General features: G+C 76.1%; 14 protein-coding genes. 9 read left to right on the top strand and 5 right to left on the bottom strand.

Annotated features, from left to right (window positions below; translation table 11 throughout):
- Positions 1-22: 22 nt before the first annotated feature.
- Both ACQP1P_RS14530 and ACQP1P_RS14525 read right to left on the bottom strand, forming a co-directional pair.
- Positions 23-1,363, bottom strand: coding sequence for a sodium:proton exchanger (locus tag ACQP1P_RS14530; protein WP_433086929.1), 1,341 nt, complete (start codon positions 1,361-1,363; stop codon positions 23-25).
- 127 nt (positions 1,364-1,490) lie between these two features.
- Positions 1,491-3,116, bottom strand: a complete 1,626-nt coding sequence (locus ACQP1P_RS14525; RefSeq protein WP_433086927.1) for an FAD-binding dehydrogenase — start codon at positions 3,114-3,116, stop codon at positions 1,491-1,493.
- Positions 3,117-3,191: 75 nt separating this feature from the next.
- Here ACQP1P_RS14525 and ACQP1P_RS14520 point away from each other — a divergent pair, with 75 nt between their 5' ends.
- From ACQP1P_RS14520 to ACQP1P_RS14510, 3 genes are all read left to right on the top strand, one after another.
- On the top strand, positions 3,192-4,241 hold the full coding sequence (locus ACQP1P_RS14520) for a helix-turn-helix domain-containing protein (RefSeq protein ID WP_433086925.1): 1,050 nt from the start codon (positions 3,192-3,194) through the stop codon (positions 4,239-4,241).
- A gap of 2 nt (positions 4,242-4,243) precedes the next feature.
- On the top strand, positions 4,244-4,540 hold the full coding sequence (locus ACQP1P_RS14515) for a hypothetical protein (RefSeq protein ID WP_433086923.1): 297 nt from the start codon (positions 4,244-4,246) through the stop codon (positions 4,538-4,540).
- Between the two features lie 138 nt (positions 4,541-4,678).
- Complete coding sequence (locus ACQP1P_RS14510; protein ID WP_433086921.1) at positions 4,679-6,796, top strand: hypothetical protein; 2,118 nt, start codon at positions 4,679-4,681, stop codon at positions 6,794-6,796.
- Between the two features lie 24 nt (positions 6,797-6,820).
- On the opposite strand, the gene ACQP1P_RS14505 is transcribed toward ACQP1P_RS14510, so the two are convergent.
- Positions 6,821-8,209 (bottom strand): serine hydrolase domain-containing protein, encoded by a 1,389-nt coding sequence (locus ACQP1P_RS14505; RefSeq protein WP_433090002.1) that lies wholly within the window; start codon positions 8,207-8,209, stop codon positions 6,821-6,823.
- 79 nt (positions 8,210-8,288) lie between these two features.
- Between ACQP1P_RS14505 and ACQP1P_RS14500 the strand changes: the two genes are divergently transcribed.
- From ACQP1P_RS14500 to ACQP1P_RS14490, 3 genes are read left to right on the top strand one after another with little or no spacing between them, the layout of a single operon-like run.
- Complete coding sequence (locus ACQP1P_RS14500; RefSeq protein ID WP_433086919.1) at positions 8,289-9,314, top strand: sensor histidine kinase; 1,026 nt, start codon at positions 8,289-8,291, stop codon at positions 9,312-9,314.
- A complete protein-coding gene (locus tag ACQP1P_RS14495) occupies positions 9,311-10,003 on the top strand; it encodes a response regulator (RefSeq protein ID WP_433086917.1) in 693 nt (230 codons plus the stop codon). The genes ACQP1P_RS14500 and ACQP1P_RS14495 overlap by 4 nt, the downstream gene beginning before the upstream one ends.
- Entirely contained in the window at positions 10,000-10,761 is a 762-nt protein-coding gene (locus tag ACQP1P_RS14490) for an alpha/beta hydrolase (protein WP_433086914.1), read from the top strand. Before ACQP1P_RS14495 ends, ACQP1P_RS14490 begins: the two co-directional genes overlap by 4 nt.
- A gap of 112 nt (positions 10,762-10,873) precedes the next feature.
- Here the strand turns inward: ACQP1P_RS14490 and ACQP1P_RS14485 are convergent, their stop codons facing one another.
- On the bottom strand, positions 10,874-11,656 hold the full coding sequence (locus ACQP1P_RS14485) for an SDR family oxidoreductase (RefSeq protein ID WP_433086912.1): 783 nt from the start codon (positions 11,654-11,656) through the stop codon (positions 10,874-10,876).
- 360 nt (positions 11,657-12,016) lie between these two features.
- On the opposite strand from ACQP1P_RS14485, the gene ACQP1P_RS14480 reads away from it, so the two are divergent.
- Together ACQP1P_RS14480 and ACQP1P_RS14475 are read left to right on the top strand one after the other, a co-directional pair.
- On the top strand, positions 12,017-12,901 hold the full coding sequence (locus ACQP1P_RS14480) for a sigma-70 family RNA polymerase sigma factor (RefSeq protein ID WP_433086909.1): 885 nt from the start codon (positions 12,017-12,019) through the stop codon (positions 12,899-12,901).
- A 234-nt stretch (positions 12,902-13,135) separates the two neighbouring features.
- Positions 13,136-13,405 (top strand): acylphosphatase, encoded by a 270-nt coding sequence (locus ACQP1P_RS14475; RefSeq protein ID WP_433086907.1) that lies wholly within the window; start codon positions 13,136-13,138, stop codon positions 13,403-13,405.
- Between the two features lie 12 nt (positions 13,406-13,417).
- On the opposite strand, the gene ACQP1P_RS14470 is transcribed toward ACQP1P_RS14475, so the two are convergent.
- Positions 13,418-13,960: a hypothetical protein gene (locus ACQP1P_RS14470; RefSeq protein ID WP_433086905.1), complete on the bottom strand. Its 543-nt coding sequence runs from the start codon at positions 13,958-13,960 to the stop codon at positions 13,418-13,420.
- A 74-nt stretch (positions 13,961-14,034) separates the two neighbouring features.
- Between ACQP1P_RS14470 and ACQP1P_RS14465 the strand changes: the two genes are divergently transcribed.
- Positions 14,035-14,856, top strand: coding sequence for an MBL fold metallo-hydrolase (locus ACQP1P_RS14465; protein WP_433086903.1), 822 nt, complete (start codon positions 14,035-14,037; stop codon positions 14,854-14,856).
- Positions 14,857-15,064 lie beyond the last annotated feature (208 nt).

Below are 15,064 nucleotides of genomic sequence, written 5' to 3'. Positions count from 1 at the left end.
GCCGGTCGCGCGCCGACCGTGATCAGCCGTTGGGATGCGCCGACATCGCGGCCCGCAGGCGGGTCCGCAGCCGCAGCCGCCCGCCGCCGGTCGTGGTGCAGTGCATGTCGCCGCCGAGGTCGGAGTAGCGCGTGAGCAGCCCGTCGCGCAGCATCGGCACGAGGCAGGCGCGCTTGCGGACCGCGGTGACGACGGCCAGGGCGAGGTACACGACGCTGAGGGCGACCAGCTCGCGGTCGTGGTACTCGCGCGGCAGCACGGCGGCGAGCACGAACTGGACCAGGAACAGCCCGAGCAGCACCAGCGCGGCCCGCAGGCTCAGTGTCAGCCCGAGCAGCAGCGCGATGGCGAGCAGCGACTGGGCCGCGGTCAGCAGCAGCTCGCCGCGCTGGGCCGGCTCGATCGGCAGCCCCGACCAGCCGCGGCTGGAGGCGGCGAAGACCACCGGCAGCGTGCCGACCAGCAGCGTCCACTGGTTGACCTTCGAGGACACCAGCGCGCCGAGGGCCTCGGTGGTGTGCAGGCGGTAGGCGTACAACCCGGCCACCAGCAGCTCGGGCGCCTCCGAGGCGAGCGGCGCCACCCACTGCACGAGCAGGAACTGGCTGATGCCGAGCTGCCGGCCGGTGTCGACCAGGCTCTCCGCGAACGGTTCGGCGGCGAGCAGGATGACCGCGGCCGAGACCAGGAACAGGGCGATCACCGTGGTGCGGCGCGGGACCTTGGCCAGGTTGCCGACCCACGCCGAGGGCCCGATCAGCTCCGGCTCCCCGGCCGGGGCCCGTGACACCCGCCAGCTGTAGGCGACGAAGACCGCCACGAGCACGGCGGTGTCCCAGAGCGTGAGGGTCCGTTTGAAGGGCAGGATCAGGCAGTACAGCGACGCGATCGTGAGAAACGCGAGCGGGACGGCGTCGGCGCGGCCGAGGGTGATGCCGCGCTCCTTCGAGCGCCGCCACGCGATGAGCACCACGACGACCCAGCCGATGCCGACCAGGATCCGGTTGGCGCCCGTCATGTTGGCCAGCGCCAGCGAGCAGGCGGGGGTGCCGTCGCCGCCGGGCGGCCGGCAGTCGGCGCCCCACTGCCGCGCCGCCTCGCCGCCCCGCCACGTGAAGACGAAGTCGACCGAATACTCGGGGAGCACCGCGATCAGGGCCAGGACCGCGACCGCCAGGCCGGCGGACACGTCGACCTGGGCCGCCTCGGCCGCCCAGGCCAGCACGAACGCGGCGCCGACGATCGCGCCGCCGAAGACGAGCGCGGCGACGGGCGCCGGGACCTCGACGCCGGCGAGCGCGACGACCACGCCAGGGACGGTCGCCGCGAGTGCCAGCAGGCCCGAGAGGGGCGGTCGTCGCATGCGACCCGATGCTACCGGCGCCGCGGTCGGACCGCTTGGGACGCGGCCCGACCCGTCCTGCGGCCCGACACCACCGGCGCCGCGATCAGACCGCCCGGGATGCGGCCCGACACCACCGGCGCCGCGGTCAGACCGCCTGGGACGCGGCCCGGCCCGCCGTGCGGCCCGAGAAGAGGCAGCCGCCCAGGAACGTGCCCTCCAGCGAGTTGTAGCCGTGCATGCCGCCGCCGCCGAAGCCGGCCACCTCGCCGGCCGCGTACACACCGGGGAGCGGGGTGCCGTCGGCGCGCAGCACCCGGCCGGAGAGGTCGGTCTCCAGCCCGCCGAGGGTCTTGCGGGTCAGGATGTTCAGGCGCACGGCGATGAGCGGCCCGGCCTTCGGGTCGAGCAGGCGGTGCGGGGAGGCGACGCGGATGAGCTTGTCGCCGCGGTACGAACGGGCGCCGCGCAGGGCCGTGATCTGCGCGTCCTTCGTGAACGTGTTGGTCATCTCGCGGTCGCGGGCCTCGACGGTGGCCTTGACGGCCGCGGCGTCGAGCGGCACGTCCGGCTCGAGGCGGCGCATCCCGGCGATGAGCTCGTCGAGCGTGGAGGCCACGACGAAGTCGGCGCCGTGCTGCTTGAACGCCTCGACCGGACCCGGCGCGCCCTTCTTCACCCGCTGCAGGACCTGGCGCACGCTGCGGTTGGTGAGGTCGGGGTTCTGCTCGGAGCCCGAGAGCGCGAACTCCTTCTCGATGATCTTCTGGGTGAGGATGAACCAGCTGTGGTCGTACCCCGTCGCCGTGATGTGCCGCAGGGTGCTCAGCGTGTCGAAGCCCGGGAAGCACGGGGCCGGTAGCCGCCGGCCCGTCGCGTCCAGCCACAGCGACGACGGGCCGGGCAGGATCCGGATGCCGTGGTTGGGCCAGATCGGGTCCCAGTTGCGCAGGCCCTCGGTGTAGTGCCACATCCGGTCGGGGTTGATGACGTGCCCGCCGGCCGCCTCGGTGATGCCGAGCATCCGCCCGTCGACGTGCGCGGGGACGCCCGCGACCATCCGGCGCGGCGGGGCGCCCAGCCGCGCCGGCCACGCCTTGCGCACGAGGTCGTGGTCGCCGCCGATGCCGCCCGACGTCACGATGACCGCGGACGCCGACAGCTCGAACTCCCCGACGGCGGTGCGCGAGCTCGACTGTCCACGCGCGACGGTCGTCGGCTCCAGGATCGTGCCGCGCACCACCCCGCCGGGGAGCAGTGCGTCGACGCGGTGCCGGAAGCGCAGGTTCACCTTGTCGCTCGCGCGGACCCGGCGCTCGAACGGCTCGACCACGCCCGGGCCGGTGCCCCAGGTGATGTGGAAGCGCGGGACCGAGTTGCCGTGCCCGTCGGCCGGCCCGCCGCCGCGCTCGGCCCAGCCCACGACCGGGAAGACGCGGTGGCCCATGGAGCGCAGCCAGGCGCGCTTCTCCCCGGCGGCGAAGTGGACGTAGGCCTCGGCCCAGCGCCGCGGCCACTCGTCCTCGGCCCGGTCGAACTGGGCGCTGCCGAGCCAGTCCTGCCAGGCGAGTTCGGCGGAGTCCTTGATGCCCATCCGCCGCTGCTCCGGGGAGTCCACGAGGAACAGCCCGCCGAACGACCAGAAGGCCTGCCCGCCGATGCTCTGCTCGCCCTCCTGGTCGAGCAGGATCACGCGCTTGCCCGCGTCGGCCACCTCGGCCGCCGCCACCAGCCCGGCCAGCCCGGCGCCGATCACGATCACATCCGCATCCACCCGACCAGGCTAGGCATCCGCGTGCCAAAATCGTTGGTGCCCGAAACACATTTTCCGCCGGAGTTTGTCACCCCGGTGACAAAGGCGGTGCTGGCCGCGGTCCGCGCCGCGATGCGCGAGCAGGGCCGCTCGCTCACCGGCGGCCAGGGCCACGGGCTCACGCTGGGCGTCGAGACCGCCGTGGCCACCTTCATCTCGGGCGCCGACCTCGCCCCGACCCTGTCGCTGTTCGCCGAGCTCGGCCGGACCGAATACCGCGAGGGCCACCGCGTCGACGCGCTGCGTTCGATCCTCACGCTCGGCGCGCAGACGTTCTGGGCCACGCTCGTGCGGCGCCCGGGGCCGCTGGAACCGCCGCAGCTGTACGCCACCGCCGCCGCCCTGTTCGGCTACGTCGACGCCCTGGCCGGCGCGGCCGCGGAGGGCTACCTGGACGAGCAGCGCGACGCGGCGCGGGACTGGGCGCGGCTGCGGCGCCGGCTCATCACGCTGCTCGTGCAGCCCGACCCGCCGGCCGAGGCGGCCCTCCTGGCCGCCGCGGAGGCGGCGAACTGGCCGCTGCCCGCGTCCGTGTGCGCCGTCAGCGTCGAGGGCACCGACGCCGAGCACCTGGCCAGGGCCGTGGGCGGCGGCGCGATCGCGACCGTCATCGACGGCGCGACGCGGCTGCTGGCCCCCTCGCCGCACGCGCTGGAGCGCTCCCTGGCCGGGCGGCGGGCGGCGATCGGGCCGGCGGTGCCGGTGCGGGAGGCGCGCCAGTCGTACCGCATCTCGCGCAAGGCCCTCGAACTGCAGCAGGCGGCCCGGCTGCCCGAGGGCGTCCTGGCCTGCGACGAGCACCTGGTGCCGCTGCTGCTGGGCTGGGAGCCGGGGGTCGCCGACCGCCTCGCCGCGCGCGCGCTGGCCCCGCTGGCGGCGCTGACCCCGGCCGCCCGCCGCCCGCTGACCGAGACCCTGCACGCCTGGCTGCGCGGCCAGGGCCAGGTGGTCCCGGCCGCGCGGGAGCTGCACACGCATCCGCAGACCGTCCGGTACCGCCTGCGCCGCCTCCGCGAGCTGTTCGGCGACCGGCTCGACGACCCGGACGAGCGCCTGGCGATCCAGCTGGCGCTCATGGCGAGGTAGCGATGGAGCACACCGGGGACGGCCACTACGTCGTGATCTCCGGCCGGCGGTGGCGCGCCACCGACCCGGCCGTGCCCGAGGACGTGGCCGCGGCGCTGCGCCGGGCCCTCATGGCCGCGCGGCGCGACGTCGGCCGGGCGCTGCGCTCGGGGCAGGACCCGGCGCCGGCCCGGGCCCGGGTGCAGGCGGCGAAGGTGGCGCTCGGCGAGCGGGGAACGCCGTGGTGGGAGCAGACGCCGGCGGAGCGCCGCGCGCGGTGGGAGGCGGGACTGCGAGCGCTCGGCAGCGGCGCGTGCTGATCGCGCCCGGCCCGCGGTACCGCCGGATCGACGCCGGCCGCCCGGGCGGAGCAGGACCTTGCTATCCGGATCCGCGCTGCCGCGATGGCCCGCATGTCGCGCGAAAACGGCCACGACGCACCCGGTACCGTGCCGGGCATGTTGACGGAACTGGATGCGGTGGCGTGGCCGGAGCTGACCCACGCCTACGGCGAGGCCGACGACGTTCCCGACCTGTTGCGCCGCCTGGCCACCGGTGACGAGGAGGCGCTGCACGCCCTCTGCGGCAACATCTGGCACCAGGGCACCGTCTACGAGGCGACCGCCCCGGCCGTGCCGTTCCTCATCGAGGTCCTGGACGCGCCGGGCGCCGACGCCGCCGGCGTGCTGCGCCTGCTGGCCTCGATCGCGGAGGGCTCGTCGTACCTGGCGGTGCACGAGCACCCGCGGGGAGCCGGCGAGGCCGACGAGGAGCTCGCCGCGGAGCTGGCATGGGTCGCGGCCGCCCGGTCCGCGGTCACCGTGGGCCGCCCGGTCTACGTGCGCCTGCTGCGCGCCGCGCCGTCCGAGGACACCCGCGCGGCGGCCGCCTACACCCTCGCCGCCCTCGGCACTGTCCACGCCGACTCCACGCACGCCGACTCCGCGCACGCCGACTCCGCGCACGCCGACTCCGCGCACGCCGACACGGACGGCGCCGACACGGCCGCGCTGCGCGAGCGGGCCGCGGCCGACCCGAGCCCGGTCGTGCGCGCCTCGGCGATCCTGGCCCTGCGCGCCCGCGGCGTGCTCGACCCGCGCGCCCTGGCCGATCCCGAGCCGCTGCCGCGGGTCGTCGCCGCCATGGCGCACATCCTGGCGGGCGACCCCGGCCCGGCCGGAATCCTCGCCGCCGACGGCCCGGCGGTCCTGCGCGCGGTGGGGCGGCTGCCGTGGGACAGCGACGACCCGCTGGCGTGGGTGCTGAGCGCGGCCGAGCGGGACTGGCCCACCCAGGTGCGCGTCCTGTCCGCCTGGCTGGCGCACCCGGACCCGATGGTGCGCGCGGGCGCGGCGTACGCCGCCGAGGACCCCATGCGCACCTGGCGCGCCGCGGCCGCGGCGCTGGCCCCGCTCCTGGCCGCGCGCCTGGACGACCCGGACCCCGCCGTCCGGTTCTGGGCCGCGTCCCACCTGGCCGCCGCCGGCCGCGCCGCGGCCGGCGCCGACGCGCTGTGGGCGGTGCTCGATCGCCGCCCGGGCCTGGACGCGACCGCCGCGCGGGCCCTGACGGCCCTCGCCGCCCTGCGGGACCCGCGCGCCGACGCCTACATCGCCCGCGTCCTGGCCGCCCCGGCCGCTCCCCCGCCGGCGGCGCTGACGGGCCACGAACGGCTCAGCGCGTTCATCGCCGCGGCCAACAAGCGGGACCCGGCGGTGGGCCGGAACCGGGCGCTGCGCGAGCAGATGGCCGACGCGGCCCGGCCGGTGCCGTCGCTCGTGTTCGACCTCAGGCCGCTGCAGCCGGCCCTGCCCCGCCTCGGCGCCTGGGCCACCGCGACGCGCGCCGCCCTGCTGCCCGCGATCGCCCGGGCCCGGCCCGGCTTCGAGCGGGACCTGCTGATCGCGACGGCCGCGCGCCTGCACCCGGCCCCCGCCCCGGCCGCGCCCCTCGTGCCGGTGCTGCGGGGCTGCCTCGGCGAGGAGGACCCCTCCACCGCCGCCGTCGAGGCGCTCGGCGCGCTGGGCCCGGCCGCCGCGGCGGCGGTACCGGAGCTGACCGCCCTGCTCGGGCACGCCGAGCTGACCATCCGCCTCCCGGCCGCGGCCGCCCTGGCCCGGATCACCGGCGATCCGGCCCCGCTGCTCGCCGAGGCCGCGGCGGCCCTCGCCGGGCCGCGCGCCTGGCAGCGCACCGAGGCCCTGTTCGCCCTCCCGGCCGCGGGCCGGGCCGCCGCCGGCCTGGCCCCGGACCTGCGCGCGCTGTTCGACGACGAGGACGAGTGGCAGTCGATGCGGGCCGCGGTCGCCTACTGGCACGCCACCGGCGACCCGGCCCCGGTCGTCCCCGTGCTGCTGCGGCACGCCACGCACAGCCCGCGCGGCCTGGAGGCGGTCCGCTGCCTGGCCGAGATCGGCCCCGCCGCGGCCGAGGCCCTGCCGGTCCTCGTGGCGGCGCCGGCCGCGCCCGACCGGCGGCCGTTCAACCACGACACCTGGGGCCACGACGACGATCTGTGGCTCGACGCGTGCGCCGCCGCCGTGGCCCGCATCAGTGGCGGTGGCGCACCCGCGTGACCCCGTGGACCGGCCCGGGTCCGGCTAGACCGCGTCGGCCAGGATGTTGGCGACGGCCACGCGGGTCGGGTCGGGGTTGGCCCAGCTCCAGTTCGGGTGGGCCCGGTTCGTCAGCAGCACCAGGACGAGCTTGCGCCTCGGCTCGACGACGATCTCACAGCCCGTGAAGCCGGTGTGACCGTACGCCCCCGACCCCGCCAGCCGCCCCATGAACCACGACTGGTCGAGCTCGAGCCCGATCCCGTGCGTCGAGGTGCGGTTCGGCCGGTCGACGTCGGTGGCCGGCAGGCCCGAGTTCTTGTTGGTGAGCATGTTGCGCACCGTCGCCTCGGACAGGATGCGCTTGCCGTTGACCTGCCCGCCGCCGAGGAACATGAGCCCCAGCACCGACAGGTCGGCCGCCGTGGTGAAGATGCCCGCCGAGCCGGCCACGCCGCCGAGGACGTTGCAGATGTCGTCGTGCACGGTGCCGCGCAGCAGGCCGCGGGAGGACCGGGCGTCGGTGGCGGCGAGGCGGTTGGCCTGGTCGGCGGCGCTGAGCCAATTCTTCGGCTTGAAGCCGGTGTCGCGCAGCCCCAGCGGGCCGGTGATCTCGTTCTTCACCTGCTGGTCGAGCGGCTTGCCGGTGAGCTTCTCGAGGATCTGCTGGGTGAGCAGCAGGCCAAGGCTCGTGTAGCGGAACAGCGTCCCGGGCGCGACCCCGTCGGCGAGCGGCGTCGAGACGATGTACTCCCAGCGCGCCGCGACGTCCGGCTTCTTCGACGTCTCCGGGATCGACGGGCCGACCGGCAGGCCGCTGGTGTGGGTCAGCAGCATCTGCACGGTGACCGCGGACTTGCCGGGGCCGTCGAACGCGGGCAGGTACTGCGCGACGGGCGCGGCCAGGTCGAGCTTGCCCCGGTCGACCTGCTGCAGGGCGAGGATCGTGGTGTAGACCTTCGTCACCGACGCCACGTCGAAGACGGAGTCGGGGCGCATCGCCACGCGGGACTTCGCCGGCAGCTCGACCGGCCCGGCGCCGTAGCGCAGCGCGTCGCCGACCGCGGCGTGCGTGGTCACCTTCCCGCCGACGTTGACGAGCACGACGGCGCCCGCGTAGCCGGGGTGCTTCGGGTTGTCCGACGTCGGCACGAGGTACCGCTTCAGGACGTCGACGAGCTTGCCGCTGTACGGCGCCGAGAGCACCTGCCCGGCCGGCGCCGCGCTCGCCGAGCCCGACGCCGACAGCCCGGCCACCCCGTCCGCGGCGGCGAGGTCGGCCGGCACGGCGTCGGCCGCGGCCCCGGAGGCCGAGGCGGACGGGTCGGCCCCGCCGGGCCGGGCCGGGTCGTCCCCGCAGGCGCCGAGTGCGGCGACGGACGCGGCGAAGCCGGCCCCGAGCACGGCGCGCCGGCCGAGGCGGCGATCAGACATCACGGCGGGCATTGTTGCACCTGCGCAGGCCGGAGCCCCACCTCCGAATGGCCGACCCGGACACTGTCAGGATGGTGGGATGAGCAGCGGCCGGACGCGGGGCATCGTGGTCGCGGCCGCCGGGCTGGCCGCGGCGACCGCGATCCTGGAGCCGCTGCGCGGGCACCTGTCGCTGGCCTCGGTCACGCTGCTCTACCTGGTGCCGGTGGCCGGGGCGGCCGCGGCGGGCGGGCTCTGGCCGGCGCTCGGCGCCGCCGTGGCCGCGGACCTGCTGCTGAACTTCCTCTTCGTGCCGCCGCTGCACACGCTGAGCGTCGCGAGCGCCGACAACGCGATCACGCTGCTGGTCTACGTCCTCGTCGCGGCGGCGGTCGCGGTGGCCATGGACGTCGTGCGGCGCCAGCGGGCCGCGGTCGGGCGGGCCCGGGAGCTGGCCGAGGTCGACCGGCTGCGCACGGCCCTGCTCGACGCGGTCAGCCACGACCTGCGCACCCCGCTGGCCGGGATCAAGGCCGCCGCGTCGAGCCTGCGCAGCCCGGACCTGGCGTTCACCGACGCCGACCGGGCCGAGCTGCTGGCCACCGTCGAGCACGCGACGGACCGGATGACGGCGCTGGTCGAGAACCTGCTCTCGCTGAGCCGGCTGCGGGCCGGGGTGCTGTCGGCGGCCCCGGAGCCGACCGCCCTCGACGCGGTGGCGGCGGAGGTGGTACTGCACCTGCCCGATCCCGAGCACACGCGCGACCGGGTGGCGGTGGACCTGCCCGAGGACCTGCTCGCGCTGGCCGACCCGGGCCTGCTGACCACCGTGCTGTCCAATCTCGTCGCGAACTCGCTCGCGGCCGCGCCGCACGTGACCGTCACCGGCGCGGCGGACGGGGCGCGGGTCCGGCTCATCGTCGCCGACGACGGGCCGGGGGTGCCCGCGGCCGAGCGGGCCGCGCTGTTCGAGCCGTTCCAGCGGCTCGGGGACCGCGGCGGGGCCGGGCTCGGGCTCGGGCTGGCCATCGTGCGCGGGTTCACCGAGGCGATGGGCGGCACGGTCACGCCGTCGGAGACGCCCGGCGGCGGCCTGACGATGACGGTGGAGGTGCCGCGGGCATGAGCGCGGTGCTCATCATCGACGACGACGAGCCGCTGCTGCGCGCGCTGCGGCTCAACTTCGCCGCGCGCGGCTACCGGGTGCACACCGCCGGCACCGGGGCCGCGGGGCTCGCGGCCGCCGCGGACCACCCGCCCGACCTCGTGATCGTCGACCTCGGCCTGCCCGATCTCGACGGGCTCGACGTGGTGGCGGGCATCCGGGGGTACAGCGACGTGCCCATCATCGTGCTCTCCGCCCGGCACACCGGCGCCACCAAGGTCGCGGCCCTGGACGCGGGCGCCGACGACTACGTGACCAAGCCGTTCGGGATGGACGAGCTCCTGGCGCGCATGCGCGCGGCCCTGCGCCGGGCCGCGCCGGCGCCGGCCGCCCCCGTGCTGCGGACCCCGGCGTTCCGGCTGGACCTGTCGGCGAAGCAGGCGACCGGGCCGGACGGCGCGGTCATCCGGCTCACGCCGACCGAGTGGCACCTGGTCGAGGTGCTGGCCCGGCATGAGGGCAAGCTCGTCGAGCACAAGCGGCTCCTGCGCGAGGTGTGGGGGCCGCGGTACGAGACCGAGACCAACTATCTGCGGGTGCACTTCGCGAACCTGCGCCGGAAGCTGGAGCCGGACCCGTCGCGCCCGCGCTACTTCGTGACCGAGCCCGGGATCGGCTACCGGCTGCAGCTGCCCGGGGACATGAAGTGATCGCGGACGGCCACGACACCCGCGTCCTGTCCCACGGCCGCCGCCGGGCGCGCTCGGTGCTGCTGCTGCACGGGTACACCCACTCCCCCGCCCAGCTCGACCCGCTCGCGGCGCTGTTCTTCGCCCGCGGCTACAACGTCGTCGCCCCGCGCGCCCCCGGCCACGGCCTCGTCGACCCCGGCGCCCACGCCACCGTCACGGCCGCGGAGCTGCGCGCGTACGCCACCGAGGCCCTCGACACCGCCGCCGCGCTCGGCGGCGAGACCGGCGTGCTCGGCGTCTCCGGCGGCGGGGTGCTCGCCACCTGGCTGGCCGCGCGCCGCCCGGACATCGTGCGGCGGCTCGTGGTGCTGGCCCCGCTCTACGCCCCGCACGCTTCGCAGGTGCCGCCCGCCGCCCGGGTCGCCATGCGGGTGCTCTACGGCCGCCGGCTGCTGCCGGATCGGCGCAGTTCGCGGGGGTACTCCTACCGCGCCGTCGCCCAGTACCTGCGCATCGCGTCCGCCCTGCCCCGCGCCTTCCCCGCGAACGGACCGGACCGGGTCGCGGCCGTGCTCGCCCCCGGCGACACGACGGTCGACGGCGAGCTGGCGTTCGGTCTGCCCGAGCGGCTCGCGCGCGCGGCCGGGGCGTCGCTGACGCTCGATACTCTGCCTTCCCAATTCGGGCTGGCGCATGACATCATCTCGCGGCACCGGCTCGGCGAGCACGCCGACGTGCTCTACGAGCGGTACGCAGCGCTCTACGAAGACGCCTGACCCGGCTTCATCCACGGGGGACCAGCGCCGGCCCGGCGGCCGGAAGATCCGCGACATCCCGAACTTCTTGACGTTCGCGATCCTCGTCGACCGCATGGCGGGCCAGCCCGCGTCACAGGTTCGCGGCTAGGAACTCCTCCCACGTGCGGCGGCCCACCGCGCGGTCCGGGGCCAGGTTGGCTCCGGCCCGGATCGCGCGGTAGGCGCCGCCGCCCATGGGCATCCGCACGACCGGGCGCCGGCGGCCGGCCGCGCGCAGGTAGGAGCGGACGAGCTCGTCGAAGCCGTAGGCGCGCGGGCCGGCCAGGTCCGGCACGAGCCCGGCCGGGTCGCCGAGCGCCAGGTCCGCGAGCCGGGCCGCGACCTCGGCCCCGTCGACCGGCTGGAACCGCACGCCGGCCGGGACCGGGACGACCGGCAGCCCGGCCAGCTGCCGGACCGTGGCGAGGGTCAGCTCGTGGAACTGGCTCGCCCGCAGGGTCGTCCACGGGATGCCGGAGCCGGCGACGAGGACCTCGGCGGCGCGCTTGGCCCCGAAGTAGCCGAACGCGATGCGGTCCACGGCGCTCGTCACCGGGACGCGATCGGCCCCGACGACCGAGATGTAGACGACGTGCTTCGCGCTCGTCGCCGCGCGCAGGAGGTTCGCGGCCTTGACGTCGTCGCCCTTGGCCGAGCCGGCGCAGTGCACGACGACGGCCGCGTCGCCGGCGGCCCGCTCGACGTGCTCGCCGGTCGTCAGGTCGCCCTCGACGTACTCGACGCCGTCGAGCGGCCGGTCCGGGCGCCGCCGGGCGAGCACCCGGACCGGGCGGCCCGCGGCGCGCAGGTGCGGCAGGAGCAGGCGTCCGAGCGTGCCGGTGCCGCCGGTGACGAGGATCGGTGTGGTGTCCATGCCCTCTCGACCCGCGCGACGCCCCGGATGTGACACCGCGAGACTTGCCGGTTCCGGCGGCGTCGAGCGCGGTGGTGCGGGCGCTGGTCGACGCGCCCGGGGCCGTGGGCCGCTACCGCTTCGGGACGGGGATCGTGCTGGCGGTCGTCCGGCAGCTCGGGGCCTGGGGGCTGGTGGAGGCGCGGGTCGACGTGCTCGGCGCCGCGGGCCGCTACCGCTTCGTGACGGGGATCGTGCTGGCGGTCGCCCGGCAGCTCGGGGCTGGTGGAGGCGTGGGAGCTCCTGGGGTACCGAATCCGTCACATCTTCGCCTTCCGAGGGGTCGACAAGGAGAGGATCCGACTCGGGAGGGGAACACCGGTGGATGAGCGCGAGTGGCTGAGCGGGCAGTTCGAGCAGCACCGGGCCCGGCTGCGGGCGGTCGCGTTCCGGATGCTGGGCTCGGCTGCGGAGGCCGACGACGCCGTCCAGGACGCCTGGCTGCGGGTCGACCGGGCCGGGGCAGCGGGCGTGGACAACCTCGCCGCCTGGCTCACCACCATCGTGGCCCGGGTGTGCCTCAACCAGCTGCGCGCCCGCAACCAGCGCCGCGAGGACCCGCTCGAGGTGCACGTGCCCGACCCGATCGTCAGCCCCGTGGCCGGCGTCGACCCGGAGCACGAGGCGCTGCTCGCCGACTCGGTGGGCCTGGCCCTGCTCGTGGTGCTGGAGACGCTGACCCCGGCCGAGCGGCTGGCGTTCGTGCTGCACGACATGTTCGCGGTGCCGTTCGAGGCCATCGCGCCCATGCTCGAGCGCTCGCCGGCCGCCGCCCGGCAGCTCGCCAGCCGCGCCCGGCGCCGGGTCCAGGGCCGCCCGACCGCGCCCGACCCGGACGTGAGCCGCCAGCGCGCGGTCGTCGACGCGTTCTTCGCCGCCTCGCGCGAGGGGGACTTCGCCGCCCTGGTCGAGGTGCTCGACCCGGACGTGATCCTGCGCTCCGACGGCGGCCCGGCCCGGCCGCGGCTCACGTTCACGCTGCACGGCCCCGAGCAGGTGGCCACGCAGGCCCTGGCGTCGTCGCGGCTGTCGCCGTTCGTGTACCCGGCCCTCGTCAACGGCGCGGCGGGCGTCGTGGTGGCCGCGAGCCCGGACCGCCCGCTGTTCGTGATGGCGTTCACGGTCGCGGGCGGGCGGATCGTCGCCGTCGACGTCCTCGCCGACCCGGACCGGCTGCGCGCTCTGGACCTCACCGCCCTGCGCTGACCGCCGGGACCCTGCCGACCGCAGACCAGGACGCGCCCCGGCGGGTGACGTCCTCGCCGACCCGGACCGGCTCCGCGCTCTGGACCTCACCGCCCTGCCCGGACCGGCTCCGCGCTCTGGACCTCACCGCCCTGCCCGGACCGGCTCCGCGCTCTGGACCTCACCGCCCTGCGCTGACCGCCGGGGTCCTGCCGACCGCCGACCAGGACGCGCGCCGGCGGGTACGGTCGGGAGGTGATCCGTAAACGGGTGCTGGTCTCGGGCCGGGTGCAGGGCGTCTACTTCCGCGAGACCTGCCGTCAGCTCGCCCAGGAGCGCGGGGTCGCCGGGTGGGTGCGCAACCTCCCCGATGGGCGGGTCGAGGCGGTGTTCGAGGGCGGCGAGGAGCCGGTCGCGGCGCTGCTCGCCTGGGCCGGCGAGGGCCCGCCGGACGCGCACGTGAGCGGAGTCGAGGCCCACGAGGAGCCGGCCGAGGGGCTGAGCGGGTTCAGCGTCCTGCGGTGAGCCCCGGGCGGCTCAGCCCGCTGCGGCCGCCGCGCTGGAGGCGTGCTGGGCCTCGATCGCCGCGCGCATGGACTGGGCGAGCCCGATGGCCTGGACGATGGACAGCACCGGCGCCTGCAGCTCGAGGGCCAGCCCGTCGGGGCGCAGGGACAGGATGGGGCTGTTGTTCACCAGCTGGGCGACGGGGCGGTTCCGCTCGTCGGTGATGCTGAACCGGCGGGACGTCCAGTTGCCGCGGGTGGTGAGGGCGCGGCCGTTCGCGAGCCGGAGCGTCCCGGTGCGGTTGGGGCCCCAGAAGCTGAGCCTGAGGTGGAAGAGCATCCGCTGGTGCGCGTCGGTCAGGTAGTAGTTGCGCCCGCCGAAGCCCTCGCGATGACCGGCGGCGAGGGTGGCGCCGGCCGGGTCGAGGATCTCGTACCGCGCCCGCATCGACCAGGTGTGCCAGCGGATCGTGGCGACGGGGCGGCCGTCGGCGAGGGTGACCGGGGACTCGCGGCCGAAGGGGGCCTTGTCGGGCAGGAGCAGCGTTCCGGCATATGGCGCGAACACGTCCATGCATCTCATGGTACCGATGGGCACCACGAAGTGCCTTCTGTGCGCCGGGCCGCCGGTTGCCTAGCGTTCCCGCCATGAACTCCTGCACCGTCCACACGTACACCGCGGCCGAGCGCGGCCTGTTCGTGAACAGCTACCTGCTCGAGTCGGCCGACGCGGTCGTGCTCGTCGACGCCGGGCTGCTCGTCCCGGACGCCCGCGCCCTGGCCGCGCGCATCGCGGCGCTGGGCAAGCCGCTCGCCGCCGCGTTCGTCACGCACGCGCACCCGGATCACTACAACGGCCTGCCGTTCGTGGCCGGCGACGACGTGCCCGTCTACGCCACGCACCAGGTCGCCGCGACGATCGCCGAGATCGCCGGGCCCAAGCGCGAGCAGTGGGCCCCGGTGTACGGCGACGACTGGCCCGTCACCTCCCGCGTCCCGTCGCACCGGCTCACCGGCGGCGAGACCGTCGAGGCCGGCGGGATCGCGTTCACCGTGCGCGCCGCGGGCGCGGCGGAGAGCCACGCGGACTCCTACCTGGTCGCGGGTGACCTCGCGTTCATCGGGGATCTGGCGTTCAATGGGGTGCACCCGTACACCGCCGACGGGCACACCGGGGCGTGGCTGTCCACACTGGACAATCTCGAGGCGGAGCTGTCCGGGGCCGTGCTGCATCCCGGCCACGGCCGGCCGGGCGACGTGCGGATGCTGGCCGAGCAGCGGCGCTACCTGCTGATGTACCGCGAGGCCGTGCACCGGCTCGCGGCCGGCGCCCGGGCCTTGACCGAGCCGGCCAAGGCCCGGCTCGAGGAGCTCATGACGAGCTTCCACCCCGGCGCGCCGCTGACCTGGATGATCGGCCTCGGCGCGGACGCCGTCGCCGCCGAGCTCGCCGACGAGAGGAGCTCATGACGAGCTTCCTCCCCAGCGCACCGCTGACCTGGATGATCGGCCTCGGCGCGGACGCCGTCGCCGCCGAGCTCGCCGACGAGAGGAGCTCATGACGAGCTTCCTCCCCAGCGCACCGCTGACCTGGATGATCGGCCTCGGCGCGGACGCGGCCGCCGCCGAGCTCGCCGAATAGCTGCGGAGCGTGATCATGGCGTCCTACGATCGAGGT

Origin of the sequence: Dactylosporangium sp. CA-052675 (genome assembly GCF_050947935.1) — a bacterium.
Lineage (GTDB): Bacteria > Actinomycetota > Actinomycetes > Mycobacteriales > Micromonosporaceae > Dactylosporangium.
Note: the sequence above shows the minus strand (reverse complement) of the source record. Positions and strands in the feature narration are given on the sequence as shown.